The sequence below is a fragment of the Zobellella denitrificans genome (genome assembly GCF_002237365.1).
GTDB classification, from domain to species: Bacteria; Pseudomonadota; Gammaproteobacteria; order Enterobacterales; family Aeromonadaceae; genus Oceanimonas; species Oceanimonas denitrificans.
Window position 1 is genome coordinate 26589 of sequence record NZ_NMUO01000016.1, and the last position, 26804, is coordinate 53392.

27 protein-coding genes, 1 tRNA gene and 1 pseudogene are annotated in these 26804 nt (G+C 64.8%); 14 read left to right on the forward strand and 15 right to left on the reverse strand.

What is annotated here, in order from left to right:
- Positions 1-50: 50 nt before the first annotated feature.
- The gene (gene folB, locus CGX12_RS05595; protein ID WP_094038907.1) at positions 51-419 is read right to left on the reverse strand and encodes a dihydroneopterin aldolase; all 369 of its coding nucleotides are present in this window, start codon (positions 417-419) and stop codon (positions 51-53) included.
- Between the two features lie 108 nt (positions 420-527).
- Between folB and plsY the strand changes: the two genes are divergently transcribed.
- On the forward strand, positions 528-1127 hold the full coding sequence (gene plsY, locus CGX12_RS05600) for a glycerol-3-phosphate 1-O-acyltransferase PlsY (protein WP_094038908.1): 600 nt from the start codon (positions 528-530) through the stop codon (positions 1125-1127).
- Positions 1128-1186: 59 nt separating this feature from the next.
- Here plsY and tsaD read toward each other — a convergent pair whose 3' ends face one another.
- A complete protein-coding gene (tsaD, locus tag CGX12_RS05605; RefSeq protein ID WP_094038909.1) occupies positions 1187-2212 on the reverse strand; it encodes a tRNA (adenosine(37)-N6)-threonylcarbamoyltransferase complex transferase subunit TsaD in 1026 nt (341 codons plus the stop codon).
- 171 nt (positions 2213-2383) lie between these two features.
- On the opposite strand from tsaD, the gene rpsU reads away from it, so the two are divergent.
- The 5 genes and pseudogenes from rpsU (at position 2384) to CGX12_RS05630 (ending at position 7203) form a co-directional block, all read left to right on the forward strand.
- Positions 2384-2599 (forward strand): 30S ribosomal protein S21, encoded by a 216-nt coding sequence (gene rpsU, locus CGX12_RS05610; RefSeq protein WP_014293599.1) that lies wholly within the window; start codon positions 2384-2386, stop codon positions 2597-2599.
- Positions 2600-2614: 15 nt separating this feature from the next.
- Entirely contained in the window at positions 2615-3058 is a 444-nt protein-coding gene (locus tag CGX12_RS05615; protein ID WP_094038910.1) for a GatB/YqeY domain-containing protein, read from the forward strand.
- Between the two features lie 74 nt (positions 3059-3132).
- Positions 3133-4905, forward strand: coding sequence for a DNA primase (gene dnaG, locus CGX12_RS05620; protein WP_094038911.1), 1773 nt, complete (start codon positions 3133-3135; stop codon positions 4903-4905).
- 233 nt (positions 4906-5138) lie between these two features.
- Positions 5139-6986, forward strand: a pseudogene (gene rpoD / locus CGX12_RS05625) (RNA polymerase sigma factor RpoD); the annotation flags it as partial.
- A 140-nt stretch (positions 6987-7126) separates the two neighbouring features.
- Positions 7127-7203 (forward strand) — tRNA-Ile (locus tag CGX12_RS05630).
- A 155-nt stretch (positions 7204-7358) separates the two neighbouring features.
- Here the strand turns inward: CGX12_RS05630 and CGX12_RS05635 are convergent.
- Positions 7359-8291, reverse strand: coding sequence for a ketopantoate reductase family protein (locus tag CGX12_RS05635; RefSeq protein ID WP_217898128.1), 933 nt, complete (start codon positions 8289-8291; stop codon positions 7359-7361).
- A gap of 94 nt (positions 8292-8385) precedes the next feature.
- Positions 8386-9252, reverse strand: coding sequence for a LysR family transcriptional regulator (locus CGX12_RS05640; RefSeq protein ID WP_094038913.1), 867 nt, complete (start codon positions 9250-9252; stop codon positions 8386-8388).
- Between the two features lie 144 nt (positions 9253-9396).
- On the opposite strand from CGX12_RS05640, the gene CGX12_RS05645 reads away from it, so the two are divergent.
- Positions 9397-10566: an MFS transporter gene (locus CGX12_RS05645; RefSeq protein WP_217898129.1), complete on the forward strand. Its 1170-nt coding sequence runs from the start codon at positions 9397-9399 to the stop codon at positions 10564-10566.
- Between the two features lie 26 nt (positions 10567-10592).
- Here the strand turns inward: CGX12_RS05645 and CGX12_RS05650 are convergent, their stop codons facing one another.
- Complete coding sequence (locus CGX12_RS05650) at positions 10593-11411, reverse strand: DUF2797 domain-containing protein (RefSeq protein ID WP_094038915.1); 819 nt, start codon at positions 11409-11411, stop codon at positions 10593-10595.
- A gap of 141 nt (positions 11412-11552) precedes the next feature.
- Here CGX12_RS05650 and CGX12_RS05655 point away from each other — a divergent pair, with 141 nt between their 5' ends.
- Positions 11553-11969, forward strand: coding sequence for a VOC family protein (locus tag CGX12_RS05655; protein WP_094038916.1), 417 nt, complete (start codon positions 11553-11555; stop codon positions 11967-11969).
- A gap of 35 nt (positions 11970-12004) precedes the next feature.
- On the opposite strand, the gene CGX12_RS05660 is transcribed toward CGX12_RS05655, so the two are convergent.
- The gene (locus tag CGX12_RS05660; RefSeq protein ID WP_094038917.1) at positions 12005-13927 is read right to left on the reverse strand and encodes an alkaline phosphatase D family protein; all 1923 of its coding nucleotides are present in this window, start codon (positions 13925-13927) and stop codon (positions 12005-12007) included.
- A gap of 195 nt (positions 13928-14122) precedes the next feature.
- Here CGX12_RS05660 and CGX12_RS05665 point away from each other — a divergent pair, with 195 nt between their 5' ends.
- Positions 14123-15793, forward strand: a complete 1671-nt coding sequence (locus CGX12_RS05665; protein ID WP_094038918.1) for a methyl-accepting chemotaxis protein — start codon at positions 14123-14125, stop codon at positions 15791-15793.
- Here CGX12_RS05665 and CGX12_RS05670 read toward each other — a convergent pair.
- Positions 15778-16785: a DUF8744 domain-containing protein gene (locus CGX12_RS05670; RefSeq protein WP_094038919.1), complete on the reverse strand. Its 1008-nt coding sequence runs from the start codon at positions 16783-16785 to the stop codon at positions 15778-15780. The genes CGX12_RS05665 and CGX12_RS05670 overlap by 16 nt on opposite strands.
- Before the next feature lie 150 nt (positions 16786-16935).
- Here CGX12_RS05670 and CGX12_RS05675 point away from each other — a divergent pair, with 150 nt between their 5' ends.
- The gene (locus CGX12_RS05675; RefSeq protein ID WP_094038920.1) at positions 16936-17985 is read left to right on the forward strand and encodes an AI-2E family transporter; all 1050 of its coding nucleotides are present in this window, start codon (positions 16936-16938) and stop codon (positions 17983-17985) included.
- Positions 17986-17991: 6 nt separating this feature from the next.
- Here the strand turns inward: CGX12_RS05675 and CGX12_RS05680 are convergent, their stop codons facing one another.
- A complete protein-coding gene (locus CGX12_RS05680) occupies positions 17992-18294 on the reverse strand; it encodes a metal-sulfur cluster assembly factor (RefSeq protein WP_094038921.1) in 303 nt (100 codons plus the stop codon).
- 72 nt (positions 18295-18366) lie between these two features.
- Positions 18367-19599 (reverse strand): methyl-accepting chemotaxis protein, encoded by a 1233-nt coding sequence (locus CGX12_RS05685; RefSeq protein ID WP_094038922.1) that lies wholly within the window; start codon positions 19597-19599, stop codon positions 18367-18369.
- 141 nt (positions 19600-19740) lie between these two features.
- Between CGX12_RS05685 and CGX12_RS05690 the strand changes: the two genes are divergently transcribed.
- Complete coding sequence (locus CGX12_RS05690; protein ID WP_094038923.1) at positions 19741-20484, forward strand: phosphatase; 744 nt, start codon at positions 19741-19743, stop codon at positions 20482-20484.
- Between the two features lie 56 nt (positions 20485-20540).
- Here CGX12_RS05690 and CGX12_RS05695 read toward each other — a convergent pair whose 3' ends face one another.
- From CGX12_RS05695 to puuE, 3 genes are read right to left on the reverse strand one after another with little or no spacing between them, the layout of a single operon-like run.
- The gene (locus tag CGX12_RS05695; RefSeq protein WP_094038924.1) at positions 20541-21050 is read right to left on the reverse strand and encodes an ureidoglycolate lyase; all 510 of its coding nucleotides are present in this window, start codon (positions 21048-21050) and stop codon (positions 20541-20543) included.
- A gap of 52 nt (positions 21051-21102) precedes the next feature.
- Positions 21103-21618 (reverse strand): 2-oxo-4-hydroxy-4-carboxy-5-ureidoimidazoline decarboxylase, encoded by a 516-nt coding sequence (gene uraD, locus CGX12_RS05700; protein ID WP_094038925.1) that lies wholly within the window; start codon positions 21616-21618, stop codon positions 21103-21105.
- A complete protein-coding gene (gene puuE, locus CGX12_RS05705; protein ID WP_094038926.1) occupies positions 21618-22541 on the reverse strand; it encodes an allantoinase PuuE in 924 nt (307 codons plus the stop codon). Before puuE ends, uraD begins: the two co-directional genes overlap by 1 nt.
- 360 nt (positions 22542-22901) lie before the next feature.
- Here puuE and uraH point away from each other — a divergent pair, with 360 nt between their 5' ends.
- Together uraH and CGX12_RS05715 are read left to right on the forward strand one after the other, a co-directional pair.
- The gene (gene uraH, locus CGX12_RS05710) at positions 22902-23255 is read left to right on the forward strand and encodes a hydroxyisourate hydrolase (RefSeq protein WP_094038927.1); all 354 of its coding nucleotides are present in this window, start codon (positions 22902-22904) and stop codon (positions 23253-23255) included.
- A 93-nt stretch (positions 23256-23348) separates the two neighbouring features.
- Positions 23349-24692 carry an NCS2 family permease gene (locus CGX12_RS05715; protein WP_094038928.1) on the forward strand — a complete coding sequence of 448 codons (1344 nt, stop codon included), beginning with the start codon at positions 23349-23351 and terminating at the stop codon, positions 24690-24692.
- Positions 24693-24764: 72 nt separating this feature from the next.
- Here CGX12_RS05715 and CGX12_RS05720 read toward each other — a convergent pair whose 3' ends face one another.
- Positions 24765-25106: a DUF3461 family protein gene (locus CGX12_RS05720; RefSeq protein WP_254918220.1), complete on the reverse strand. Its 342-nt coding sequence runs from the start codon at positions 25104-25106 to the stop codon at positions 24765-24767.
- A gap of 230 nt (positions 25107-25336) precedes the next feature.
- On the opposite strand from CGX12_RS05720, the gene CGX12_RS05725 reads away from it, so the two are divergent.
- Positions 25337-25585, forward strand: coding sequence for a hypothetical protein (locus CGX12_RS05725; RefSeq protein ID WP_094038930.1), 249 nt, complete (start codon positions 25337-25339; stop codon positions 25583-25585).
- A gap of 174 nt (positions 25586-25759) precedes the next feature.
- Here the strand turns inward: CGX12_RS05725 and CGX12_RS05730 are convergent, their stop codons facing one another.
- A complete protein-coding gene (locus tag CGX12_RS05730; RefSeq protein WP_094038931.1) occupies positions 25760-26167 on the reverse strand; it encodes a DUF3461 family protein in 408 nt (135 codons plus the stop codon).
- A 191-nt stretch (positions 26168-26358) separates the two neighbouring features.
- Positions 26359-26804, reverse strand: a 446-nt coding sequence (locus tag CGX12_RS05735) for an aldehyde dehydrogenase family protein (protein WP_142995579.1), incomplete at its 5' end; no start/stop codon positions are given.

The following is a 26804-nucleotide window of genomic DNA, read 5'->3' on the forward strand; positions in this document are numbered from 1 at the left end:
GGTGGATGGGTAGGCAGGCTATCAGGCGTCGATGACGCTTTGATGACGGCTCAGCTTACCGCCTGGTCCCTGGCAAAACGCTCGATTTCCACGCCCACGCCGGCGGCGTTGGGCACGGCGCCCGGCTTGGTCAGCCGCACCCGCACCGACTGGACCGGGAACTCGGCCAGGATCAGTTGGGCGATACGCTCGGCCATGGTTTCGACCAGCTCCACATGGTTTTGTTCGGCATAGGCGCTGACTTTTTTCGACAGGCTGGCATAGTCCATCGCCTTGGAGATGTCGTCGCCCAGCGCCGCGGCCCTGGTATCGCAGCCCATTTCCAGATCGAAGCGGATCTTCTGCCGAATGCCCTTTTCCCACTCATAAACGCCTATGGTGGTCAGCACTTCGAGGCCCTGTACAAACACTTTATCCATCGTCTCTGTCTTCTGTTAAGCTGTGGCTATCTTCGGCGACCGGGCCGCGTTGGTCCGGTTTCAGGCGCGCAATGATAACGGATTGAACCCGGGGTATAAACCGCGATTATGACGGCGCTCACCTTATTCATGATCATCCTGGCCTATCTGGGCGGTTCGGTGTCCAGCGCCGTGCTGATCTCCCGGCTCTACCGGTTGCCGGATCCCCGCGCCCACGGCTCGGGCAACCCCGGCGCCACCAATGTGCTGCGCACCGGCCACCGCAGCGCGGCGGTGTGGGTGCTGCTGATCGATATCCTCAAGGGCACCCTGCCCGTCTACCTGGGCTGGTTCCTCGGCATCACTCCGCTGTACCTGGCGCTGATCGGCATGGCCGCCTGCCTGGGGCACATGTTCCCCCTGTTCTTCCACTTTCGCGGCGGCAAGGGCGTGGCCACCGCCCTGGGTACCCTGCTGCCGCTCGGCATGGACATGGCCGGGCTGCTACTGCTGACCTGGCTGGTGAGCCTGGGGCTGTTCGGCTATTCCTCGCTGGCCTCCCTTATCACCGCCCTGGCGGCCCCGCTCTACGTGTATTTCATCAAGCCGGAATACACCCTGGCGGTGGCCCTGTTGTCCTGCCTCATCATACTGCGCCACCACCGCAATATCAGCCGGCTCTACCACCATGAGGAAACGCCCATCCTCAACCGCTTCAAGCGCAGGTGAAGTTCGAGAGGGGTGAGGGGAGAGGGGTAAACCCCGGCATTATCCTCACTCCAGTCTCCTCACCCCTCACCGTCGACCGGTGCCAGCTCATCCAGCGGCCAGCGCGGCCGCGCCCGGACCGACAGCGGCTCGAATTCCCCCGCCTTCAGCCGCTGCAGCCCGGCGAAGGCGATCATGGCGCCGTTGTCGGTGCAGTATTCGTTGCGCGGGTAGAACACATCTCCCCCGAGATCCGCCATCAATTCCGCCAGCTGGCTGCGCAGCGACAGGTTGGCGCTGACCCCGCCGGCCACCACCAGGCGGTTGAGCCCGGTCTGCTGCAGCGCCCGCTTGCATTTGATGGCCAGGGTATCCACCACCGCCTGCTGGAAGGCGTGGGCGATGTCGGCCCGGGTCTGCTCGTCGTTGCCCTCGGCGGCGATGGTGTTGGCGGCAAAGGTCTTGAGCCCGGAAAAGCTGAAGTCCAGGCCGGGCCTGTCGGTCATCGGCCGGGGAAAATGGAAGCGGCCGGCCACCCCCTGCCCGGCCAGCCGGGCCAGGCGCGGGCCGCCGGGATACTCCAGCCCCATCAGCTTGGCGGTCTTGTCGAAGGCCTCGCCGGCGGCGTCGTCGATGGACTCGCCGAGGATCTCATAGCGGCCGATGCCGTCCACCCGCACCAGCAGGGTGTGGCCGCCGGACACCAGCAGCGCCACGAAGGGAAAGGCCGGTATCCGTTCCTCCAGCATGGGGGCCAGCAGGTGGCCTTCCATATGGTGCACCGCCACCGCCGGCTTGCCCCAGGCGAAGGCCAGGCTGCGGCCGATGGTGGCGCCCACCAGCAGGGCGCCCATCAGGCCCGGGCCGGCGGTGTAGGCCACGCCGTCGATCTCGTCCTTGCCGCAGCCGGCCTCGCGCAGCGCCGCCTCGATCAACGGGATGGTCTTGCGGATATGATCCCGGCTGGCCAGCTCCGGCACCACGCCGCCGTAATCGGCGTGCAGCTTGACCTGACTGTAGAGCTGATGGGCCAGGATGCCGAGTTGGTCGTCATAGATGGCGATGCCGGTTTCATCGCAGGAAGTCTCGATACCTAGTACGCGCATGGAATGAATAACACTGTCGAAAAGATGGCGGCTATGTTACCCTGCCCGCGATTTTTTAACCAGTGAAGGGCCACCGGACTTTACAGCCGTGGGCGCTTCAGAGTAGAATTTCGCACCATTTTTATAGTCATGCTGGTCGGTGACAGGCCAGTTAACCGAGGTGAGAGGCACATGCCAGTAATTAAAGTACGTGAAAACGAGCCCTTCGACGTAGCCCTGCGTCGCTTCAAGCGTTCCTGCGAAAAGGCCGGTATCCTGTCCGAAGTGCGTCGCCGCGAGCACTACGAGAAGCCGACTACCGAGCGCAAGCGCGCCAAGGCTGCCGCTGTTAAGCGTCACGCCAAGAAGCTGGCTCGCGAAAACGCACGTCGCACTCGTCTGTACTAAGTCGTTATTGATCTCATGTCTTTGAAAGACCAGCTGTCGGAACAGCAGAAGAATGCCATGCGCGCCAAAGACAAGGCTCGCCTGGGTACCCTGCGCATGCTGATGGCCGAGATCAAGCAAAAAGAGATAGACAGCCGCGAAACCCTGGACGACGACGGCATCATAGCGGTGATCACCAAGATGGTGAAACAGCGCAAAGACGCCGCCGGCCAGTTCGAGCAGGCTGGTCGCCAGGATCTGGCCGACAACGAGCGCCAGGAAATAGTGGTGCTGCAGGAGTTCCTGCCGCAACCCCTGACCGAAGCCGAACTGGACGCCTTGCTGACGCAAGCCATCGCCGATACCGGCGCTGCCGGCATGCAGGACATGGGCAAGGTGATGGCGGTGCTCAAGCCGCAGATCCAGGGGCGTGCAGATATGGGCAAGGTCAGCGCCATCATCAAAGCCAGACTGGCTTAATCCGGTTGCTTACCTGCCAACGGGCCGTGCCTCATCCGATGCACGGCTTTGTTTTTTCCCATACCCGGTGAACCATGGCAGGCAGAATTCCCCAATCCTTCATCGACGACCTGTTGGCCCGCACCGACATTGTCGACCTGATCGATCAGCGGGTAAAACTCAAGAAAGCCGGCAAGAACTACCAGGCCTGCTGCCCCTTTCACAACGAAAAAAGCCCCTCCTTCACCGTCAGCCCCGACAAACAGTTCTACCACTGCTTCGGCTGCGGCGCCCATGGCACCGCCCTGGGCTTTTTGATGGAGTACGACGGCCTCGAGTTTCTCGACGCCATCGACGAACTGGCGTCCATGCACGGGGTGACGGTACCCCGGGAGCAGAGCGGCTCCCCCGAACGGCAGGCGGCCGCCAAGGTGGTGCGCCAGGATCTCTACGGCCAGCTGAACGAGATCAGCCGTTTCTACCAGGCCCAGCTCAAGCAATCCCAGGCCGCCATCGCCTACCTGAAAGGGCGCGGCCTGAGCGGCGAGGTGGTCAAGCAGTTCGCCATCGGCTATGTGCCGGATCAGTGGGACAGCGTCAAACGCCAGTTCGCCCGCGGCCGGGAGGCGGAGCAGCAGCTGATCGAAGGCGGCATGCTGCTGCAGAACGACAAGGGCCGGGTCTACGACCGCTTTCGCGATCGCATCATGTTCCCGATCCGCGATCGCCGGGGCCGCACCATCGGCTTCGGCGGTCGGGTGCTGGGTGAAGGCACCCCCAAGTACCTGAACTCGCCGGAAACCCCGGTGTTCCACAAGGGACGGGAGCTGTACGGCCTGTTCGAGGTCCGCCAGGCCCATCGCAACCCGGATCGCATCCTGGTGGTGGAAGGCTACATGGACGTGGTGGCCCTGGCCCAGTTCGGCATCGACTACGCGGTGGCGAGCCTGGGCACCTCCACCACCACCGATCAGTTGCAACTGCTGTTTCGCACCACCCGCGAGGTGATCTGCTGCTACGACGGGGACAGGGCCGGGCGCGAGGCTGCCTGGCGGGCGCTGGAAAACGCCCTGCCGCTGATGCAGGACGGCCGCAGCCTGAAGTTCGTGTTCCTGCCCGATGGCGAAGACCCGGACACCCTGGTGCGCAAGCTTGGTGCCGCCACCTTCGAACGGATGCTGGACCAGGCCCAGGACTTCGGCGACTTCCTGTTCGAGCGCCTGGGCCAGGACACCATGGCCGGGGATGCCGGCCAGCACGAACTGGCCCACAAGGCCGCCGAGGCCATCATGCGGGTGCCGGAAGGCTTTACCCGCGAGGGCCTGATCACCCGCCTCTCCCGCCAGCTCAACTGGGGCGAGAACGAACGGCGGGTGCGCGAGCTGTTCACCCGGCTGAACCGGACCGACGCCCCGCCCGAGCCGGCGCCGAAACGGGAGTCGAAAAAGATAAAGCTGACCCCCCTTCGCCGGGCCATCGCCCTTGTGCTACAATATCCGGCTGCCGCGGCCAGGCTGCCGGCCATGCCCGAACTGCGGGAACTGCCGCTGCCGGGCATGGAACTGTTGCTGGCGCTGCTGGCTCAGGTGCAACACCATCCCGACATGACCACGGCCCAACTGCTGGAACACTGGCGCGGACATTCCTCCGAGCCCGCCCTGGCGCGGCTGGCCATGGCGGAAGAGCTGTTCGCCGGCGAGCATATCGAGCAGGAGCTGCAGGACATCTTCGTGGTGCTGATCAACGAGTTTCTGGCCGGGCGTATCGAAACCCTGCAGCGCAAGAGTCGCAGCCCCCAGGGGCTGACCCCGGCGGAAAAGCAGGAACTGCTGCTGCTGCTGACCGAAAGCAAGGGCAACCACGGCTGAGGCCGGCATTGAAAAACGGGCGCACCGCCCCAAGATCGACAGACAGACCCGGAACACGGGCAAAGATGATGAAACCATTGCGCGTTGCAGCACTCTCACCGTTAAGAAGGCGAGGCGTGTTGGCAAGCACAGACCAGCATAGCGACCCTGGTCAAATTTTGTTATAATCGGCTACTTGCGCGTCGTAAAAGAGTGCCTGATGCCTACACCCTCTTGCAACATCTAACCGGACGAGTTCTATGGAGCAAACCCCGCAGTCACAGCTTAAGCTTCTCGTTGCCAAAGGTAAAGAACAGGGTTACCTGACTTACGCCGAGGTGAACGATCATCTACCCCAGGATATTGTCGACTCCGATCAGATCGAAGACATCATCCAGATGATCAACGACATGGGCATCCAGGTGGTGGAAAGCGCCCCCGATGCCGATGATCTCATGATGTCGGAAACCACCGCCGACGAGGATGCCGCCGAGGCCGCCGCCCAGGCGCTGGCTTCCGTCGAATCGGAAATCGGCCGCACCACGGATCCGGTGCGCATGTACATGCGTGAAATGGGCACGGTAGAGCTGCTGACCCGCGAAGGCGAGATCGACATCGCCAAACGTATCGAAGACGGCATCAACCAGGTACAGAGCTCGGTGGCCGAATACCCCGAGGCCATCACCTCCCTGCTCGACCAGTTCGACCGCTTCGAGGCGGGCGACATCAAGCTGAGCGACATCATCTCCGGCTTTGTCGATCTGGACGAGGCCGATGAACTCGCCCCCACCGCCACCCACATCGGCTCCGAGCTGAGCGAAGAAGAGCTGGATGACGAGGACGACGATGAGGACGAGGATGAAGACGAGGACGACTCCGACGGCGATACCGGCCCCGATCCGGAAGTAGCCCGCGAGAAGTTCGGCGAGCTGCGTACCCAGTACGAAAAGACCCGGACCACCATCCAGGCCCATGGCCGCACCTCCGACGCCGCCGCCGAACAGATTACCATCCTGGCCGACGTGTTCCGTCAGTTCCGCCTGGTGCCCAAGCAGTTCGACCGCCTGGTCAACAGCATGCGCGACATGATGGAGCGGGTGCGGGTGCAGGAGCGCATCATCATGAAGCTGTGCGTGGAACAGAGCAAGATGCCGAAGAAGACCTTCGTGCAGGCCTTTGCCCACCACGAAAGCGAACAGGCCTGGTTCAACCAGCAAGTGGCCGCCGGCAAGGCCTGGTCGCCCAAGCTGGAAGACGTGGCGGAAGACGTGCTGCGCGCCATCGGCAAGCTCAAGCAGGTGGAAGAAGAAACCGGCCTGACCATCTCCCAGATCAAGGACATCAACCGCCGCATGAGCATCGGTGAGGCCAAGGCCCGCCGTGCCAAGAAAGAGATGGTGGAAGCCAACCTGCGTCTGGTGATCTCCATCGCCAAGAAGTACACCAACCGCGGCCTGCAGTTCCTGGACCTGATCCAGGAGGGCAACATCGGCCTGATGAAGGCGGTGGACAAGTTCGAATACCGTCGCGGCTACAAGTTCTCGACCTACGCCACCTGGTGGATCCGCCAGGCCATCACCCGCTCCATCGCGGATCAGGCCAGGACCATCCGCATCCCGGTGCACATGATCGAGACCATCAACAAGCTCAACCGGATTTCCCGCCAGATGCTGCAGGAAATGGGCCGCGAGCCCACCCCGGAAGAGCTGGCCCACCGCATGGCCATGCCGGAAGACAAGATCCGCAAGGTGCTGAAGATCGCCAAGGAGCCCATCTCGATGGAAACCCCCATCGGCGATGACGAAGATTCGCATCTGGGCGACTTTATCGAGGACACCACCCTGTCCCTGCCGGCCGACTCCGCCACCAGCGAAAGCCTGCGCGCCGCCACCCGCGACGTGCTGGCCGGGCTGACCGCGCGGGAGGCCAAGGTGCTGCGCATGCGCTTCGGTATCGACATGAACACCGACCACACCCTGGAAGAGGTGGGCAAGCAGTTCGACGTGACCCGCGAGCGTATCCGCCAGATCGAAGCCAAGGCCTTGCGCAAACTGCGCCATCCCAGCCGCTCCGAGGTGCTGCGCAGCTTCCTCGACGAGTAAGCCACAGCCACGAAAAGGGCGCTTCGGCGCCCTTTTCCATGGCCGCCGACCGGCACGCCAACCGCTTAAAAATCAAGCTGATATAAACCCGCCGCGACTGGACAGCCTAAGCCGCTTTCCCTATAATCAGCACCACTTTTGGCCCCTTAGCTCAGTTGGTTAGAGCGCTCGACTCATAATCGATCGGTCGCTGGTTCAAGTCCAGCAGGGGCCACCAAACACCAAGGGTTAGCAGCTTGACGGCCGCTAACCCTTTTTCTTTGGATACCTAGGGGAGATGTCCGGCCGGGAAGCCCGGGGGAATATTCCCCGGGCATCAGCCCGGACAGTTCCACCGGTTCTGCTTGCCGGCCATGCCGCCGCCCTGCCTGTTCAGTCCCGCAGTTGCAGCAAGCCGTAGGCCAGGCGGGTGGCCGGCACCTCCAGCCCCAGTTGTTCCGCCCGGCGCAGCACGGCGCCGCTGATGGCGTCCAGCTCCAGCTCCCGCCCCTTCTCCTTGTCCACCAGCATGGAGGTCTTGATGGCGTCGAAGTTGCGGATCAGGGCATACATCTCGTCCACGTCGGTCTTGCCCAGGCTGACGCCGTCGGCCACCGCCACAGCGGCGGTTTCCGCCATCATCTGGTAGACGCTGCGGCCCAGTTGCGGATGGTGGCTGAGACGGCGGGTGTCCAGCCCGGAGAGGGCCGAGAGCGGGTTGACGCCGTTGTTGATAATCAGCTTGCGCCACAGCTCACGGCGGATATCCACCGCCACCTGGGTCGGAATGCCGGCCAGCTCGAAACACTGCCTCAATTGCTCCAGCCAGCCGGCCTGGGCCGGCCGTTGACGGGGCCAGGCGCCCATGATCACCTGGGCCGGGCCGTCCGCCTGCACCAGGCCCGGCGCCACTATATGGCCGCCGATGCGCACCGCCAGTCCGCCCAGGGTCCGCGCCTCCCCCACCACCTCGCTGATAAGAGGTTCGTTGTCCACCCCGTTCTGCAGCGACAGCACCGGCACCGCGCTGGTGGCCAACCAGTCCGCCAGCTCCGCCATCAGGGGGCCGGTGGCCTGGGACTTCATCGCCAGCACGACCAGGTCGAAGTCGCCGCTGGCGCAGGTCTCGCGCAGGGTGGTCAGATCCAGCGCCCGCACCGGCTGCGCGAAACGGAATTCCTGGTGCTCCACCCTAAGCCCCTGCCGTTGCATGGCGGCCAGGTGTTCCCCCCGGGCCACCAGTACCACCTTATGCCCCGCCTGCTGCAGCCGGGCGCCGTAATAGCCGCCGATACCGCCGGCACCGATAATCAGAAACCGCTTCACTCCCTTTCTCCTTGCTCCAGGTTCACTTTATGGCCGGTGAACAGATTTCTCGCCTCGCCCTGTTTCACCTTATTTTCTTATCCATTACAGCCAGTTATGGCTCGCCCCGATATCGCTGGAACTGCGGGCTCTCCTCGATGGTCTTGGCCAGGCGGGCCGTGGCCTCGTTTGCCCGTTCGGCCACGAACAGGGTGGTGTCCGCCCTGGGCAGCGGAGGCAGCCCTTCTTCCACCACCACCAGGCCCGGCTCCAGGGTCTGGCGCGGGATCACCCCGACGCCGATCCCGGCCCGCACCGCCGCCAATACGCCCGCCCGGCTCTGGCTGGTAAAGGCGATACGGTAGGCGGTGTCGGTGTGCTCCAGCGCCTGGCAGGCCGACTCCCGGTGATAGCAGCCTTCGACGAACACCGCCAGTGGCAAGGGTTCCCGCCGGTGGGTCGCATGGGCCTCAGAGCATACCCAGACCAGTTCGTCCCGGCATAGCCGCAGTCCCCCGTCGGACAGGGCCGGCATCTCCACCAGGGCGATGTCCAGCTTGCCCTCCTGGACCAGGGCCGCCAGGTAATGGGGCCGGTGATCGCAGAGCACTTCCAGCCGGGCCTCCGGATAATTGAGCACAAAGGCTTCCAGCAGGGGAGTCAGGCTGCGGGTGGCGTATTGGTCATGGGTACCGAAGCGGACCTTGCCCACCACCTCCGCATTCTGGAAAGCCCCCAGGATCCGGTCGTGCAGGTTCAGCAGCTGATGGGCGTGCGTCCTGAGCTGCTCCCCCGCCGGGGTCAGCCTGACCCCATACTGCCCCCGCTCCAGCAACTCGGCCGCCACCAGTCCCTCCAGCCGGCTCAACTGCATGCTGATGGTGGACGGCGCCCGGTGCAGCCGCCCTGCCGCCGCGGTCAGGTTGAGGGTTTCCGCCACCACCGCAAAGGTGCGCAGCAGGGTAATGGGTAAATCGCGCATTGGCAGACTTCATCCTTATTGAAGACAGACCTCAATATTTATCGATTTACCGAATACTGGCAAGAAGAGAAGATGGCTCGCGGCCAATGAGCGCCGTTACCGGATCAGGGAGATCACCAGATGCGCATGGCCGCTATTTTCGGAATGAACCAGATTGTCAGCCACGGTTTCGGCATGTTTCTGTTTGCCGCCCTCGTGCCCATGATGCGGGACAGCATTGCGCTGAGCCACTGGCATCTCGCCACCATCGGGGCCTTGACCCAGCTGGCCTACCTCGGGGGCGCCCTGTTGCTGGGCCTGGTTGGCCACCGCCTGGGCACCGCCCGTCTGACGCTGGCCTCCGGCGGCATCACCAGCCTGTTGCTGTTTACCCTGTCGCAGTTGCAGGAGCCGCTGCTGATCATCCTGGCCCTCACCTGCCTGGCGGCCAGTGCCGCCATCAGCTGGGGCAGCATAGTGGAGATCGTCAGCCGCCATGCCGGGGCCGAACAGCGCTCGGGCTGCCTGTCGACCATCTCCAGCGGCACCGCCTGGGGATACGGCCTCAACGGCCTGCTGATCCTGCTGGTGGTCCCGGCCCTGGGCTGGCAACGGGGCTGGCAGCTGGCCGGATTGATGGGCCTGCTGGTCATGGGGCTCACCTGGCATATGCTGCGGACCTTAAAGCGCCAGCCGGCGACGCAAGGCGGGGGGCCGGTTGCCGCCATACCGGTGACCCGGCTGCTGGCGACCATCTGTGGTGAACGCACCGCCCTGTGCGCCTGCCTGATCTGCTTTCTGGTCGGCTTTACCACCATGCCGTTTTCCAACTGGCTCAATACCTACCTGGATCAGCTGGGCCTGCCCTCCACCCTCGGTGGCTATACCTGGACCACGGTCGGGCTGACCGGCATGGTCGCCGGCCTGCTCACCGGCAAGCTGGCCGACCGCAAGGGGCCGGAGCTGGCACTGCTGGTGATCTTCGGCGGCTTTGCCCTGGGCTTGCTGGCCTTCGTCCAGGATCCCGCGCGCTTCGCGCTGGTGGCCGGCTTCGGCTACGGCCTGATGTATTTCCCCATGTGGGGGATACTGGCCGGCTGGGTCGGCCAGCGCTATTCGTCGACCGCCACCATGCAGATCAGCGGCATCTGCATGGTCACCTTCGGCCTGGGCGGCACCCTGGGCAACCTGCTGGCCGGCTATCTGCGCGAGGCCACCGGCACGCTGGACAGCGTCTACCTGGTGCTCGCCTCGGCTTCGGTGGTGCTGGCCTTGCTGGGACTCTGGCTATACCGGGCCGGCCCCCGTCCCGACCCGGCCTGCCCAACCGCCTGACCGCTCCGCCGGCCGCGGCCGGCGTCTCAGCCCAGGCTCACTTCATAGCCGGTGAACTTGCGCAGGTTGATCACCCCGCTGTCGAAGATCAGGTACTGGCCCTTGATGCCGAGCAGGGTGCCGGACACCACCGGGTTCTTGTCGAAGTTGTGGTTGGCTATCTTCTTCGGGTACTCCAGCACCGGGTAGCTGAGCCCGACCACCGGCTCGTCGAGCGGGGTGATGGCCTCTTCGCCATAGCGCAGCACCAGTTCGGCCAGTTTTTCGTTAATTTCCGGCAGCAGGCGGGCGGCCTCGGCCTTGAGGTCGAGCGGGGTTTCGTCACCCTTGAGCATGGCCCGCCAGTTGGTCTTGTCGGCCACCAGCTCGGCCAGGGCCACTTCCACCAGGCCGGAGATCTGGCGGGTGGCCACCCGCAGGATGGGCAGCGCCTGGGTGGCGCCCTGATCGATCCAGCGGGTGGGCACCTGGCTGGCCCGGGTGATGCCCACCTTGAGGCCGGAGGTATTCGCCAGGTAGACGATATGGGGCACCATGCAGTGGCGCTCGCCCCACTCGGGCTCGCGGCAGGTGCCTTCGAAATAGTGGCAGGTCTCCGGCTTCATCACGCACATGTCGCAGCGGGCCAGCTTCTTCATGCAGGGAAAGCAGTGCCCCTGGGCAAAGCTCTTGCTGGTCTTGCGGCCGCAGGCGTCGCAGTAGATGTTGCCGGTGTAGCCGAGGGTGAGCGGCTGGCCGAGCAGGGCATTCAGTTCCACCCTGTGCTCGCCCAGGGCCAGCTGGTAGGCCACGGGCTCGGCCAGGCTGGCCGGCATCTTGACCAGGGTTCCGGTGATCTTGCTCATGCTTCTTTCGTTATCGGTTGTGGGTTACCCGGCTACTTTAACAGCCGCCGCCGGCGAGCGCACCCGCCCCCGGCCCTTTGGCGGGAGCGCGAACCGGCGGCCATACTCAGCAGGGTAGGCACCCGGCAGGAGGAACCCGAGATGAACGTCGCCCCCCATTACCCCCGTCTGACCCATATCGCCCTGCATGTGCGGGATATCGAGGCCTGCATCCGCTTTTATTGCGGCTTCTGCGGCATGGTGGAAACCCACAGGCGCGAGAGCGGCCACCAGACCATCGTCTGGCTGGCCGAGCCGGAGCGGGAGCAGGACTTCATCTTCGTGCTGATGAACGGCGGCGAAGATCTGCAGCTGTCGCCCCACGACTATCGCCACTTCGGCTTCGCCCTGCCCAGCCGCGAGGCGGTGGACGCCCTCGCCGCCCGAGCCAGGGCCGCGGGCTGCCTGGTCTGGCCGCCCCGGGACGAGCCCTATCCGGTGGGCTACTACTGCGGCGTCAGGGATCCCAACGGCAACTATGTGGAGTTCAGCCACGGCCAGCCCCTGGGGCCGGGCTGACCATCCCCTACGCCGGGCAGGCTTACTGGCTCGGCTCAGCGCTGCACGGGCCGCCCGGGCAGGGACTCGTCCGCCGGGGCAGGCGGCGGCTCGCTCAGGAAATCCACCACCCCCTCGGCGGTGATCTGCTGTACCAGCACCGGCTCGCCCTGCTCGTTGAAGCGTACATGGCCGATGCCGGCCCGGTTCAGCAGCCGTTCGCCACGGGCGGCGCCGACCGGCGGGTGGGGGCTTATTTCCAGCCGCCGCCGGCGGGTGAACCAGTTGAGCGGCGAACGGGGCGAATACAGCCAGCGGTTGAGCCGGTCCAGCACGTCCAGCAACCGGGGCGGGAACTCGTTCTTGATGCCGCTGCTGGTGATCTGCCAGATATGGGGATCGCCGCGCCGGTGGCGCAGCCGGATGTCGTACATAAAGGAGTAGTGCACGTCGCCGGACAGGATCACGTAGTTGGCCGGGGTGCGGACATGGCGGAAGATATTGAGGATGACGTTGGCGGTGCCCCGGTGCGCCATCCAGTTTTCCGCGTCCACCAGCAGCGGCTTGCCGAACCAGGTGAAGACCTTCTGGATCACCTCGATCAGCTTGACCCCGAACACCGGCGTGGGCGAGACGATCACCACGGCGTCCTGGTGCAGCAGTTCCCCCTGCAGCTCGGTCAGCGCCTCCCAGTCCATCAGCCCCGACGGGCTGCCGAAGTTGGACTCGGCCCGCCAGCGGCGGGTGCGGGTGTCCAGCACCAGCAGCCTGGGACTGGTGTCCAGGCGGTAGTGCCAGCGCTCGAAGCGCAGCAGATGATCGATAAGGGCGTTCTGCCGCCCGGCCTCCGGCTGCTCGCACCAGGCTTTGAGCAGGGCCATGGGCTCGCCCGCAAAGGCGTCCGGATCGTTGCCCCAGCCCTGGCAGATAAAGTAGCCCACCAGGGCGTTGCCGATGATGCGCCGGGAAAAGGGATGGCCATAGGCGCTCTCTTCCCAGGCGGCGGTCAGGTTCCAGTCGTCGGTGACGTCGTGATCGTCGAAGATCATCAGGGTCGGCAGGTGCGCCAGCAACCGGCGCACCGCCGGCAGGCCCTCGACAAAGGCCACCAGCCGCTCCCGCTCCCCCTGGTAGCGCTGCGCCAGCTCCCCTGCCAGTTCGGGCCGGGTCTCGGGCAACAGGCGCCAGGGCTCGGGCGACCAGACCAGCAGGTACATGGCCAGCACCTCGGCCAGGGTGATCAGGTGGTTGTCGGCGCTGCTGGTGGTGAAGATCGGCTTGCGCGCGCCCTCGAAGAAGCGCTCACGCAGCGGCAGGTTGGCCCTGCTGTCGGGCAGCAGTTCATGGCGCCGGTAGTAGTTTTGCGGGCTGGCGAACAGTTCGGCGCTGTCGGCCACCAGGGCCCCTTCCAGGGTTTCCGGGTAGAGCCCGAGTTCCTCTATCAGCTGGTGGATGGCGGTGAGCATGGGGCCGGCCACGTCGTCCGCATACACCTGATCCCCGCTCAGCATCAGCACCGCCGGCCGCTCCTGCGGCCGCTCCCGGCATTGGCGCAGCCAGGCGTCGGCCGCCACCAGGCCGTCGGGCGCCGCATGGTGCGGCTTGCGGCAGGAACCGTGCAGGATGCCGTCCAGCCGGCCGCGCACCACCAGGCTGGGCAGTTCGCCCTCGCCGTAGCCGAGATCCGGCGCCCAGTCGGCCAGGCCGTGCCAGTCGTTTTCTCCTTCCCGCCGCCACTGCAGATCATAGGGGATCAGGGTATCCGCCGGCAGCGGCTGTTCCAGGGCCAGGTCCAGCAACTGGATAAAGCAGTGCTCTCCCACCCGCAGTTGTTGTTGCCGCTCGCCGTCCAGGGTCAGGGGGGCACGCCCGTCCAGCAACAGCCGGAACCGCACCGGTTCGCGGCTGGCCAGCCAGAATACCAGCCGCTCGGCGCTGATCCGGCGCAACAGCGGCCCGGCAAGGATGGTCGAAGCCATGTCATGTTCTGTTGATAAGGTCATGGCCGCATCATAGCGGCACCGGCAAGCCGTTGAAAAGCCGGCATGGGCCGGCGGCCACCGGGAGGACCGGCTCGGGTATTTTTATTGGGCATTTATGTATCAACTAAAATGACAACCAAAACACAAGATGATAAAAATATGTAAACAAATAATAATACAGAGAGACCAAGGATGAACCGACTTTCCATCAGGCAAAAAATACTGTTGCTGGCCCTGCTGCCCCTGGCCCTGCTGGCCGCCGTCAGCACCTGGGTCAATGTGGAGCAATCTCTACGTCTTAAAAACCTGAGTGGCGACAGCCTGCACCGCTCCCTGTTCGAGGCACGCAAGGATCAATTGGCCAACTACATGGAGCTGGCCATCAGCGGCATGACCCCCCTGCTGCAGCGGGGCGAGGTCGAGATTGCCAAGGATCAGCTGCGCCGGCTGCGCTTCGATGACGGCAGCGGCTATTTCTTCGTGTACGACCACCAGGGCGTCCAGGTGGTCAGCGCCGACAACCCGGCCCGGGAAGGCAACAACTACCTCGACGCCACCAGCCCCGACGGCCGCCACCTGGTGCGGGAATACGTGGCCCTGGGCCGCCAGGGCGGCGGCTATGTGGAATACAGCTGGCCCAGGCCCGATACCCAGCAGGGCGCGCCCAAGCTGGCCTATATCGCGCCGGTGCCGGGCACCGACTGGCTGCTGGGCACCGGTTTTTACATCGACGATCTGCAGGCCACCGTCGCCGGGCTGGAGCAGGAGCTGTCCCGCTCGGTGCGCCAGGGCCTGATCAACTCCGCCCTGTCCGCCACCCTGCTGCTGGCGCTGATCGCCGCCGTCGGCCTGGTGCTGGCCCGCAGCATTCACGCCCCCATCCGCCAGGCGGTATCCACCATGCAGGACATCGCCCAGGGGGAAGGCGACCTGACCCGCCGGCTCGATGCCGACCATGGCCACGAGCTGGGCACCCTGGCCCGCTCCTTCAACCAGTTTGCCGGCCAGATCAGCGAACTGGTGCACAGCACCCGCCAGTCGGCGGATACCCTGCAGCAGGCCAGCGCCGAGCTGCAACGCTTTATGGACGAGACCGAAACCGGCATCGGCCGCCAGCACCACGAAAGCGACCAGCTCGCCACCGCCATGAACCAGATGTCGGCCACCGCCCAGGAAGTGGCGGCCAGCGCCGCCCGCGCCGCCGACGCGGCCCAGCAGGCGGAAACCCAGGTCACGGACGCGCAGCGGCTGCTGCAGGGGGCCATCACGGTGATCGACGGCCGGGAGCACCAGGTGGCCGGCGGGGTGGACATCATCCAGCGGTTGGGGCAGGAATCGGAGCAGATAGGCTCGGTGCTGGAGGTGATCCGCGACATCGCCGAGCAGACCAACCTGCTGGCGCTCAACGCGGCCATAGAGGCGGCCCGGGCCGGCGAGCAGGGCCGCGGCTTCGCAGTGGTGGCGGACGAGGTCCGCACCCTGGCCGGCCGCACCCAGAGCAGCACCGAAGAGATCCACGCCATGATCACCCGGCTGCAGCAGGGCGCCCGGGAGGCGGTGCAGGCCATCGAGAGCATCCGCGACCGCAGCAGCCATACGGTGACCGAGGCCAGGCGCATCGACAGCGCCCTGCTCGACATCGGCACGGCGGTGAACACCATCAACACCATGAACGCCCAGATCGCCAGCGCCGCCGAAGAGCAGACCCAGGTGTCGGAGAGCATCAACGGCAACGTGCACCAGATAGTGGCCATCGCCGAGCAGACCAACGCCGGTTCAAAGGCGGCCAGCCAGACCAGCCGGGAAGTGGGCGAGCTGGCCGCCCGGTTGCAACAGCTGGTGGGGCGCTACCGTACTTCCTGACGGCGCCGCAGGTAACCGGCCAGCTGCACCCCGACGAAGGTCAGCACGAAGCCCAGTATGGCCAGGCTGGTCAGCTGGGCGCTGATCCTGGGCCAGTCGTGGCGGGCCAGCAGCCCCAGTTGCAGCAGCGCCAGGGGCAGGTACAGCAGCCAGTGGTAATGGCACCCTATCTTCAGCAGCGCCGGCGCTATCACCGGCGCATGGCCGAACACCATGGCCATCACAAAGCCCAGCATGACCCCGTGCAGCGCCATGTCGCCCCCTCCCCCCAGCCACAGCAGGCCGCTCAGGCCCAGCCAGCCGTAGCCGGCCAGCAGGCAGGCGGCCACATAGCGCGGCAGGCCGCGGCCCTTGATGGTCTTGCGGGCGATGTCGAAGCGCAGCAGCCAGAGCGCCAGCCCCACCAGGGCCGCCCCCAGCCAGAGATGGCCGAGCGGCAGCCAGGGCGCGGCCAGCAGGCCCAATGCCAGCCCCATAAAGACCCGTTTGGCCCAGCGCGGCTTGGGCAGCAGCCGGGACAGCTCCAGCCGCTCGGCGGCGATGGTGAGCACCAGGAACACCAGCCAGCCCCGTTCGGTGGCCGCGCCGACGGCGCCCTGCCGCCACCAGTCCAGGTTGGCCAGCAGCAGGGCGCCGCAGGCCAGCACCAGCAGCAGGGTGAAATCCTGGGGCTGGCGCCGCCACAGCTGCCAGGACAGCGCCGTCATCCCCGCCGCCAGCAGGCCGTACAGGGCCGGGGCCAGCTCCGGCCGCCACCACAGGCTGGCACTGGCCAGAAGGCCGCTGGCGGGCACCAGCCAGGCCCAGCCCCGGCCATGGGCCACGCAGCGCTCACAGCTTATCAGGGTGGCGAAGAAACCGTTGACCATAAGGGTGCCGTGGTAGACCAGGCCGGTGTGGGTCAGCGGCAGCCAGTCGGCCCCCAGGCGCCAGGCGCCGCCGGCCACCCCCAGCAGCAACAACGCCATCATCGGCAGCAACAAGATCGGCATGCGTCCTCCTCCTCGGTGAGCGGCCATGATGCCAGCCGGCGACCGGGCCCGCCTTGCGCCGGCGCAATAAATCCGCCGCCGGGAAGCGCTGGCGCCGCCGCCCGGGCTTCTTTACTATGATGGCACTGTCTCATCAGGAACCACCTCGCCATGCGCGAAAAACTGGAACAACGCTCCTTTCTGTTTATGCTGCTGCTGGTCAGCCTGCTGTTCGGGCTGGTGCTCAAGCCCTTCTGGGGCGCCATCTTCTGGGCCTGCGCCATCGGCGTCATCTTCTATCCGCTGCAGCAGCGCATCCTGTCCCGGATCGGCCCCAAACCCAACCGGGCCGCCCTGCTCACCCTGCTGATCTGCATCGTCATCGTGGTGCTGCCGGTGCTGCTGATCGCCACCTCCTTCGTACAGGAAGGGCTGAGCCTCTACCAGCGCATCGACCGGGGCGAGATCAGTCCGGCCCGGGTGCTGGAGCAGATCCGCAACGCCTTTCCGCTGCTGCCCGAGCTGCTGGAGCGAGTCGGCATCGACATGGACAACCTGCGCCAGCGGCTGTCGGAGGCGGCGGTGGCCGGCAGCCGGCTGCTGGCGGAGAAGGCCCTGGTGGCGGGCCAGAACACCTTCGTCTTTATCGTCAACGTGGCGCTGATGCTCTACCTCGCCTTCTTCCTGCTGCGCGACGGCCACCAGTTGACCGAACTGCTGATCAAGGCCCTGCCCCTGGGGGACGAGCGCGAGCGCAAGCTGTTCGCCAAGTTTTCGGAGGTGACCCGGGCCACGGTGAAGGGCAATATCCTGGTGGCCATGGTGCAGGGCGCCCTGGGCGGCTTTATCTTCTGGGCGCTGGATATTTCCGGCCCGCTGCTGTGGGGGGTGGTGATGGCCTTCCTGTCGCTGATCCCGGCGGTGGGCGCCGGCCTGGTCTGGCTGCCGGTGGCCATCTACCTCTACGCCACCGGCGCCTGGGTGGCCGGCACCGTGCTGGTGGCCTTCGGCGCCCTGGTGATCGGCCTGGCGGACAACGTGCTGCGCCCGCTGCTGGTGGGCCGGGATACCAAGCTGCCCGACTATGTGGTGCTGTTCTCCACCCTGGGCGGCATCAGCCTGATGGGCATCAACGGTTTCGTGATAGGCCCCCTGGTGGCGGCCCTGTTCCTGGTGTTCTGGGACATCTTCATGCGGGAGTTCAACGACCACCCGCACTGAGCCGCCTCATTCCCACCCCAGCCGGGCCCGCAGGGCCGGGCTCATCCGCTCCGGCCCCCAGGCCGGCTGCCAGACCAGCTCGACCTCGGCCCGCTGGCCGTCCCGGCACAGGGCCTCGAGTTCCGTTGCCACCTGCTGGCGGATCCAGTCGCCCATGGGGCAGGAAGGCGAGGTCATGGTCATGGTCACCGCCAGCCGTCGTTGGTCGATCTCGATGCCGTATACCAGCCCCAGCTCGATGATGTTCTCGCCCACTTCCGGATCCAGCACCCGGCAAAGGGCCTCCCGTACTTGCTGCTCGGTCACCATGACCCGCCTCCAAAACATGCATTGTGAAAGCCGATTATGGCCGCCCGCCCCGGCGGACGCAAGGGGGGGGGCTCAGGCCCGCACCCGGGCCATGTTGGCCGCCAGTTGCTCGGCAATCTCGTGCACATGGCCCCGGTCCCGGCTCAGGGTGTCGAGCCGGCGGCGCGAGCACTCCGCCTGGCCCAGCAGCTGTTCCAGGCTCAGATCCAGCTCGGCCATGGCCTGCTCCTGCTCCGACACGGCGCCGGCGATGTCCCGGTTCATCCGGCTGAGTTCGGCCACCTGCGCCAGTATGTTCTCCAGGCTTTGCATGCCGGCCCGCACCCCGCCGGCGGCATCGGCGCTGGCCTCGGCATTGCGCGACATCATCTCTATGCTGCGGCTGACCCGCTCGTCGAGGGTTTCTATCATCTGCTGGATGTCCCGGGTGGCGTGCTGGGTGCGCCCCGCCAGGGTGCGCACCTCGTCCGCCACCACCGCGAAGCCGCGACCCTGCTCGCCGGCCCGGGCCGCCTCGATGGCGGCGTTGAGCGCCAGCAGGTTGGTCTGCTCGGAGATGGCCTTGATGGTTTCCACCACCGTGCCTACCCGCTCCAGGGTATCGCCCAGCACGCGGGAGTCGGATCTGGCCCCCTCGGTGTCGGCCACCAGCCGCTCCATGCCCTGCATGGCGTCGGCCATGTGGCTGCCCGCCGCCTGGGCGGCATCCTGGGTCCGGGCGGTGAGTTCGTCCGCCAGGCGGGAATGGGCGGCCACCTGTTGCACCGCCTGGTTGAGCTCGGCCACCGTCTGCCGGCATTGGGCCACCTGCCGGTGCTGGGTGCCCACCTCCTGCCCGGCCTGGCTCACCGCCTCGCCGATATTGCCCACGGCGCCGTGCAGCACCCCGGCGGAACGCTCCACCAGCTCGAAGGTGGCCGACAGGTGCTGCAGGGTGGCGTCGATGGCCGAGCCTATCTTGCCGAATTCGTCCTCGCCGGAAAAACCGACCCGCTGCTCGAGCCGGCCCGCCGCCACCCGGGCCATGACCCCCTCGATATGACCGAGCAGCGGCAGCAGGTTGTCGCTCACCGCCCGGGCCAGCAGCCAGAGCAGGACGACCAGCCCCGCCACCAGGGCCACTACCCCATTCGGGCCAGGGCCGGACGTCCCGCCCAGCGCCGCCAGCTCGCGCCACAGCTGCCAGTAGCCGTAGAGCAACCCCAGCAGGCCGAGGGTGGCCAGGTAGCAGGTGAGCATCAGTTTCTGGCGGAGGGAAATGTTCATCAGCAGGCGATCGCGCCAGCCTATCTTGAGTGCGTCCATGCAGTCACCTTCATGTTAAATATTTTCATATAGAAATAACATGGAGTGCAGTCTGGAACAAGGCTCAACCGGTGACCGAATCGTCGCGGCAGGCGGCCGATGTTTGTTATGCTGGCCACAGTCCGCTCAGGGAGAAGCCCCATGACCTATCTCGTCGATACCCACAATCATACGGTGGCCAGCACCCACGCCTACAGCACGGTGCACGACTACCTGCCCATCGCCCGCGCCCGCGGCATCAAGCTGTTTGCCCTCACCGATCACGGCCCGGACATGGCCGACGCTCCCCACTACTGGCATTTCGTCAACATGCGGGTGCTGCCCCGGGTGGTGGACGGGGTGGGCATACTGCGCGGCATCGAGGCCAACATCAGGAACGAGGCGGGGGAAATCGACTTTCCCGAGCGCTACTTCGACTGCCTGGACCTGGTGGTGGCCGGCTTCCACGAGCCGGTGTTCCCGCCGGCGGACCGGGCCCGCCATACCACCGCCATGATCAACGCCATCAAGAGCGGCAAGGTGGACATCATCAGCCATCCGGGCAACCCGGCCTATCCCATCGATATAGCGGCGGTGGCCGCGGCCGCGGCCGAACACCGGGTGGCGCTGGAGATCAACAACTCCTCCTTCAACCACTCGCGCCAGGGCAGCGAGGCCAACTGCCGGGCCATAGTGGCGGCGGCGCGGGACAGCGGCGCCTGGCTCGCCTTCGGCTCCGACTCCCACGTGGCCTTTACCCTGGGCCAGTTCGAGCACTGCCACCGGCTGGTGACCGAGCTGGACTTTCCCCGGGAGCGGATACTGGCGACGGATCCGGACAAGTTGCTGAGCTTTCTGGAGCGGCGGGGACATCCGCGCATCGCGGAATTTGATGAGCTGCGTTGAAGACGCCAGAGGCGGCCCGGAGCCGCCTCTTCTTTACATAACAGGCAAAGGGAAACTCAGCCCAGTTCCAGGCTCAGCTGGACGGACTCGTCGAAGAAGAATTCGTCGCAGTTGTTGCCGGGGCCGCTGCGATCCACCACCAGGAACTCGTCGTCGTCGCGCAGCGCCAGTATCGGGTGGTGCCACACGCCCCTGTGGTAGTTCACGCCCTGGCGGCCGCTGGCACGGAAGGCGCGCACGGTGGACGGGTCTATGTTCATGCAGCCGTCGCCCACCGGGGCGACCACCAGCAGAAAGTCGTGGCCGAACAGGGGAATGAAAGACTGGGAGCCGAAGGGGTGGCGCTCCAGCATCTTGATCGCCAGCGGATACTCCAGGGTCTTGGCCCGGAAGATGCTGATGATGCCCTGGCCCTGCTCGTCCAGCTGCACCTCGCCCAGCTTGTGGTAACGGCGGGTGGAGCCGTTGTTGATCATGAAGTAATCGCGGCCTTCGGACTCGATCACGTCGCCGAAGGGCGCGAAGGCTTCCCTGGTCAGCGGCTCTATCTTGAGGGTCTTGATCATCTCTGCCTCCGAAAACGGATAAAAAAACGGGGGCCTGGGCCCCCTCGCCTCGTTACATCTCGTTCAAGCGGAACAGGGCTATCTTGTTGATTTCCTTGACGGCACGATCGAACTCGGTGTCGTAGTCGTTATGGATGCGCTCTTCGAAGGCGGCCAGGATCTGATGCCGGTTGGAGCCCTTCACCGCCATGATAAAGGGAAAGGCGAACTTTTCCTTATAGGCGTTGTTCAGCTCGGTGAAGCGGGCGAATTCCTCCGCGGTGCACTGGTTGATGCCGGCGCCGGCCTGCTCGTTGGTGGAGGCCTCGGTCAGTTCGCCCCGCTGGGCGGCCTTGCCGGCCAGATCCGGGTGAGCGTTGATCAGCGCCAGCTGGGCGTCCTTGTCGGCGGCCAGCAGCACGCCGGCCATGCGCGCATGCAGGCGCTCGATCTCGTCGTCCTCGGCGCTCAGGCCCTGGTCGAAGGCGGTTTCCGCCACCCAGGCGGAATGCTCGTAGATGTCGGCGAAGGCGGCGACGAACTCGTCGCGGCTCATGGCGCTGGGGGTACAGGTCTTGAACCGGCTCATTATTTGTTTCCTTTGTAGGGGTGGTGCTCGTGCCAGTGCTTGGCGATGTCGATACGGCGGGTGAACCACACCCGATCGTGGCTACGGGCATACTTGATGAAACGCTCCAGCGCGGCCATGCGGGCGGGGCGGCCCAGCAGGCGGCAGTGCATGCCGATGGACAGCATCTTGGGCGCCTCGGCCCCTTCTTCGTACAGCACGTCGAAGGCGTCCTTCAGGTACTGGTAGAACTGCTCGCCGCTGTTGAAGCCTTGCTGGGTGGCGAAGCGCATGTCGTTGGTGTCCAGGGTATAGGGGATCACCAGATGGCCCTTGCCGTTGTTGTCCACCCAGTAGGGCAGATCGTCGGCATAGGAGTCGGAGTCATACAGGAAGCCGCCTTCTTCCATCACCAGCTTGCGGGTGTTGGGGCTGTCGCGACCGGTATACCAGCCCAGCGGGCGCTGGCCACAGATGCGCTCGATGATCTCGATGGCCTTGTACAGCTGCTCGCGCTCTTCGTTCTCGTCCATCCACTGGTAGGTGATCCACTTGTAGGCGTGGGAGCAGATCTCGTGCCCCTCTTCCACGAATACCCTGGCCAGCTCCGGATAGCGTTCCAGGGCGGTGGCCACGGCGAAGACGGTGAGCGGAATGTCGTACTTCTTGAACAGGCGCAGCAGGCGCCAGACACCGGCCCGGCTGCCATACTCATAGACCGACTCCATGCTCATGTGACGCACGCCCTCCCAGGGCATGGCACCGGGCAGCTCGGACAGGAAGGCCTCGGACTCGCCGTCCCCGTGCAGTACGTTGCGCTCACCACCCTCTTCGTAGTTCAGCACGAAGGAAATGGCGACACGCGCATCACCGGGCCATTGTGGGTGAGGAGGATTGGCTCCATACCCGATGAGGTCACGGGGATAGTCTTTGTTCTGGCTCATCGGAAAACTCCTTGAAAACGCAGGTTTGAAAACCGGTCGGGACAAGCGTGAAGAGGGCTTGCCGGTCATTGTGACGACCTTATTGTATACAATAAAATCAATATATGTAAATAACAGGTTTAGTTTTTGTATCGGATCTTGCCAGGAATTCTTGCTTTACAGCACCAAAGTAAAGACAATCCTACTCGATCGGGATAGATCGGCGCCTGATAACACAGGCACTCGGCCTCATTGTACACATTTGTGTTAATTAAATGTAGACGAGAGAAAATATCTTGATGTAAAGTTAATTCTATCGACGCACTGTGTCGATAGTACCTTGGACCAACAGAGACGCGTATGACGCGCAAGGTAACTAAAATGGGAAAACTGACCACACACGTATTGGATACCGCCAAGGGCCTGCCTGGCTCCGAAATCAAAGTTGAACTGTACCGGGTTGAAGGCGAGAAGACCACGCTGATCAACACCGTCTACACCAACCACGACGGCCGTACCGATGCGCCCATCCTGGCAGGTGACGACTATGTAGCCGGCAAATACCAGCTGGTATTCCACACCTCCAGTTACTTTAAGAAACAAGGTATTGAGCTGCTCGAGCCGGCCTTCCTGGACGACGTTGTCATCCGTTTCGGGATCGCCGCCGGCGAAGAGCATTACCACGTACCCCTGCTGATCGCACCCTACAGCTACTCTACCTACAGAGGCAGCTAACGGGTCGCAGACGGCTCCTGCCAATGCCGTGGACGAAGGAAAATCGTGCGGCATTGGCAGTCTGCAACTCAACCTACTCGAGGACTTCTGGTCATGGAACACATCAAGAATGAGCCAACCCCTCAAACCCTCCCGGCTTCCGGGGGATTGCTGGACAGGTGGTTCAAGTTAAGTGCCCACGGCACCACGGTCAAAACCGAGCTGATCGCCGGCCTGACCACCTTCATCACCATGGCATACATTATTTTTGTCAACCCCAACATCATGTCCGCCTCGGGTATGGATGCGGGCGCCGTGTTCGTGGCCACCTGCATCGGGGCCGCCGTTGCCACCCTCTTTATGGGGCTGTACGCCAACTGGCCGGTCGGCCTGGCACCGGGCATGGGCCTGAACGCCTTCTTCGCCTTCACCGTGGTCGGTGAAATGGGCTACAGCTGGGAAGTGGCGCTGGGCGCCGTGTTCTGGTCCGGCGTGATCTTCACCGCCATGAGTTTCTGGAAAATCCGTGAGTGGGTGCTCGACTCCATTCCCGAATCCCTGCGCTACGCCATGACCGCGGGCGTGGGCCTGTTCCTCGGCCTGATCGGCCTGAAAACCGCCGGCATAGTGGTGGAAAGTCCGGCCACCCTGGTGACCCTGGGCGACTTCACCAAGCCCAGCGCCCTGCTGGCCGCCGTCTGCTTCCTGATCATCTCCATCCTGGTCCATCGCAAGGTGTTCGGCGCCGTGCTGATCGGGGTGCTGAGCGTGACCCTGATCGGCCTGTTCATGGGCATCGTCGAATACAACGGCATCTTCGCCATGCCGCCCAGCATCGAGCCCACCTTTATGAAGCTGGACATCATGGGCGCGCTGGACATCGGCATGATCACCGTGATCCTGGCCTTCCTGTTCGTCAACATGTTCGACACCGCCGGCACCCTGATGGGCGTGGCCGAGCGTGCCAACCTGCGCCGCCCCGACGGCAGCATCGAAGGGCTGAAGAAATCTCTGAAGGCCGACAGCGCCTCTTCCGTGATCGGCACCTTCGTCGGCTGTCCGCCGGTAACCAGCTATGTGGAAAGCGCCGCCGGCGTGGCCGCCGGGGGCCGTACCGGCCTGACCGCCGTGACCATCGCCGCGCTGTTCCTGCTGTCCATGTTCCTGGCGCCCCTGGCCGGCATGATACCGCCCTACGCCACCGCCGGCGCCCTGATCTTCGTGGCCTTCGCCATGATGAGCAGCCTGGCCAAGATCGAGTGGGACGACTTCACCGAAATGGCCCCGGCCGCGGTAACCGCGCTGATGATGCCGCTGACCTTCTCCATCGCCAACGGCATCGCCATGGGCTTCGTCACCTACACGGTGCTGAAGATGGCCACCGGCCACCCGCGCGACGTGTCCATCAGCGTCTATATCCTGAGCGCCATCTTTATCGCCAAGTTCGTGTTTATGTAAGGCTCTGCCACCCGCACAACAAAAAACCACCGGCTCGCACCGGTGGTTTTTTTATGATCGTTGAAACCCGGATCAGGCCGGCAGCGTCGCCAGCCGGTGCTTGATCTCCGCCATCTTGGCCTCCATCACCCGCTCGAACTGCTCCAGGTTGTGCAGTATGGCCGCCCGGGGATCGGCGTTTCTCTGCCCCAGGATCTGTTCGAGTTCATCCATGGCCCTGTGCAGGGTGGCCTGTACCTCGGGATTGTTGCCGTGGGGAAAGCGGAACTTGAGGCTGGCGGGCAGGCAGGAGCCGGCGGGGCGCTGGAAACACACCTTGAGTTCATCGTGATCGTCCCGCTCCATCACCTGGAAACGGCTGATCTGGTCGAGATCCTCGATGCCCATGGCGGTCAGGGTGGTAAAGGCTGGCATGACGGTTACCTCTTTAGGGCCGGGTGGTGGGGCCGCCCCGGCGGCAAAATGCGATTTACATATCGTTAACATGAAGGTTAATCCCACCGCCGTCGATGCATTAGAGCCAGTCGGGCACCCTGACTGAGTCCAGCTGGCCCCATCCCCGCCCCGCTGCTGGCGCTAGCCAGCGGCGGCCGGGGCTCCTAGATTGGGAACCACCACGACGCCATTTACAGAGGGATGCGGCTATGCCGAAGCAACAGGAAGTGACCATCAGGCTGGATGAGGCCACCAGCGCGCTCTTTGCCGAATACCAGGCCTATACCCGGGTCAGCCCCGAGCACTATCTGCAGCAGTTGCTGGAAAAGACCCTGCCCACCCTGGAAGCCATGGTCGGCGCCCTGCGCGAGGCGGGGGAGGATGAGCAGGCGGTGATGGAGCTGTTCGGCAAGAAGATGGCGGAGTCACTGCTCCGGCAGCAGGCGGCCAGATCCTGAACTGGCCAAAAACCACGCCGATGGAGCGCAGGCGGCCCGCCTGCTTTCCCGCGTAGCGGGAACCACAGGCCTGGAAAGCCACGCCTCAACCCTGGGCACGACACCGATGCGGGTGAGCCGCCCGCGCCCCATTCGGTCACCTGCAGACAGGGGCGGTGATCACCGCCCCTGTCGCTATTTCAGCGCCGCTATCTGCCGGCGCAGCTCTTCCAGCTTGGCCTTCATCACCCGTTCCATATGCTCCAGATCCTCAAGCAGTTGCTGCTTGCTGTCCCGGGTGGACTCGTCCTCGGCCGGCGCGTCGGGTTTGAGCAACTGGTGCAGTTCCACCAGCGCCTGGCGCAGCACCGGGCTGGTGTCTTCCAGCTGGTGCCACTGGGCGGTTTTCTGGAACTCGACCGGTACCCCGGACTGGGGACGGGCGAAGGTGAATTTCTTGCTGCGCGACAGCAGGGAACCCGCCGGCCGGTGGTAGTAGACCTTGAGCACGTCGGCCCGGGCCTCACGGCGCAGGCGGTACTTGCTGATGTTGTCGAAGGAGGTAATGCCCATCTGTTCCAGGGTGGGGTACTGTGCTGTCATCTGTGTTCGCCCAAAACTCTCATGCTGCGGTAACCGGGGCCGGCCCAGGGGACCGGCGATTGCACTTGGGCGTCGGCTCCCTGACCGTCGAGCTACCACTCCGGGCAAACCAGGCAATGCGTGAGCGCAGTATAGCCAGCGGCCGCCACCACCGGACAGGGCCAGATCCGGCCGCCGGCTGGAACCAGGGGCTACACCGAGATCCTGAGCGACCTCATCCGGCAGAACGCCTTGATGTTGAAATGCTCCTCCGCCGCCATTCCCGGAGGATAGGTTCGCCCCGGATCCGGGTTCACCAGGCAGCGATCGAAGGGCAGCCGGCGCGCCAGTTGTTCGCCCCGGGCCAGCTCCCGGGTCCAGATCCGGGCCGTGCCGTCCGGGCCCAGCCCCCGGCACAGGGAAACGATGTCTTCCTCGTTCCGTACCCGCACCACGGCGGCCAGGGGACCGGGCAAGGGGCGGCGGAACACCGCCATGTCCGGGCTCACCCCGTCCAGCAACGAGGCCGGATAGTACCAGCCGTCGCCCTCCGGCAGGGTGCCGCCCGCCTCCTGGCGGGCGCCCTCGTCCACCGCCGCCGCCAGTTGCCGGTGCAACGCTTCCCGCTCTGTCTCTTTTACACACCTGACGCGTCCGA